Raw genomic sequence first — 2,181 nt, forward strand, 5'->3', positions numbered from 1 at the left:
GTGGATCCATCGGCGGTCAAGAGGGGTGGCAGGCCGCCCGTAGTCTCGCTGCTGCAGGCAGTGGCTAGCGCCAGCGAAGCCCAAGTTGCCAGAAGAGAAAGGCCGCCACGGCCAGGGCCTGAGCCAGAACGTCGTTTCATCGGGGAATTCTCCACTCACTCACACCACAGCAAATCTTTCCAACAACGCCCAGCCGGGATCCACTGAATTTGCCTCTGTGCATGGGCAAGATTATGAGGGATCCCGTTTCAAAGGCGGATGCCTGCTGTTAGTTCTACTGCATCTTGGGGCGTTGTCAAGCAAGCGGAAAAGCAAATCCAAGAAATTTTTTTGGAAATGGCCCATCCCCTAGATATGGGGTATCATAGCCTCGAACAGGGGCGGCCAGCTTACCTGTAGCGTTGGGGGTTGGGTGCCTTTTCCTCCATTTTGTGTGTGGATTTCCCCAGATTAGGGTGTGTGAGGCAGTGCCGTATGAACTTCAAAGGTCGCTCATTGGCAGTTTTGTGTGGAGTCTTGCTCCTAGGTGGCTGCGGTCAAATTGACGAATCCCCCGCCTTGCCGGGGCCTGTCCAGGTGGATCCCACGGCGTTTGTCTCGGCGCAGGAGTACCGCTTTACCCCCGGCTCAGTGCTGGAGACCACTAGCTTGAGGCTAGACTATGTCAACCCAAAATTTGACAACGGGATCCCTGTGCGGAACAGCGGCTTTCAAGGCAGTGGAGAAGCCCGCATTACCAACGTAGAGGCCCGCATTCTGCCGGTCAATGAGATCCCAGCCAATGAACTGACAATTGACTCAACCCTTCGCTCCAGCACACTGGCCATCCAGATTGCCCGATCCACGCCGCTGGTGAATCTCATCGCCTTCGGCCCCAACGACGGCAGGCTATCTACGCAATTCAGCATTGCCGGGCTGGTTGCCCTTTCGACAAACCCCAACGACCAGCGCATTCGAGTCAATACAACCTTTAGAGCTGCCGATCCGGATACGGAAACTGTTTTAACTTTAACCGTGCGCCGCATCTTGGTTAGCCGCAATGGCAACCAAGTCGTCTTAGAGGGAGATTCTTCTCTTATTGTCCCTACCGTGGGGGTACTCTATGAAGATCCCGGCCCTAATGGCAACCCACCGGCAGGATCCTTTGTCAATCCTCCCCCACCTCAAGGGCCTGTCACTGCTATCCTGCAAACCGGCAGCTTCTCCGCCAGCTTCGTGGTGCGGCAGCGGGGCGTGGCCGGCGATGGCACTCCTGAAGATGCCCTGGCTCTCTTTGCCCGCCTGAACTTCCGCCCCAACCAGGCGGAAATCGTCTATCGTCCCGCCCAGGTGGGTACGCAGTCGGTGCTATTTGCTCCGGATCCCACTCGTCCGAACATCTTGCCCAACCAGTTGGTGCGCATCCGGCGTCTGCTGAACGGCCGGGTACAAGCGGAGTTTGACCCGGCCAATGTCAGCACAGTCCTCAACTTTGTCCAGGTCAGCCCGCCGCCACGACCTTTCCCCACTCCGATCCCGCAATTGCCCGTCCCTGAGCGTCCGGGTGCTCCTACGGCCTTTGACTACTTTTTCTCCCTGCGCACCGAGCGCTCTACGGGTACCTTACCTGGCTCACCTGTGGAGGGAACTAATCTCAGTCCCGTTATCATCCAGGGCATTGTCCCCACCACAGGAGATTTTGTCTTCCGCACCTTAGCTGGGGCGCAACTGGCCGGGCCGTTCAACAGAGCAGATATTGGCGGTTCCCTGCTGCGGGGCAACTTGAATTTGGTTTTCGACCCGACCACCTCTGGCTCGAATATCTCTGGGCAATTCTTTATTGAGCAAGAGTTCCCCACTGATAATCAGGTTATAGGCCCGAATCCACCAACTGGCGACGGAAATACGGGTACTCCTGATCAAGGGGGAGTTATTCTCATTATTCGTGGATTCTTTAACGGGGCTCAGGTTAACCTTTAAGCCGAGGGATCCCATCTCATTTACTTTGCAAGCTAAGGCCAGCGTGGCTGACTTCTTCGGGAGTAATGACCGGCAGGGATCCATAGGCACCTAGGATAACCCCGACCTTGGGGTAGAGGAGCCTGAAGTTCCCTTCTCAGCGCATACCTACCTGTACCTCTGCATCGGTTGAAGTCGGCGTTGCCGGAAAAAGTCGTATCATTGCTAGATTGAAGCCATGGG

1 protein-coding gene is annotated in these 2,181 nt (G+C 56.3%); it reads left to right on the forward strand.

Annotation, left to right across the window (positions count from 1 at the left end; all coding sequences use genetic code 11):
• Nucleotides 1–474: 474 nt before the first annotated feature.
• A complete protein-coding gene (locus tag NW844_RS12735; RefSeq protein WP_414336177.1) occupies nt 475–1,959 on the forward strand; it encodes a hypothetical protein in 1,485 nt (494 codons plus the stop codon).
• Nucleotides 1,960–2,181: the final 222 nt, after the last annotated feature.

The sequence above is a fragment of the Synechococcus sp. H55.2 genome (assembly GCF_047462495.1).
Taxonomy (GTDB): Bacteria; Cyanobacteriota; Cyanobacteriia; order Thermostichales; family Thermostichaceae; genus Thermostichus.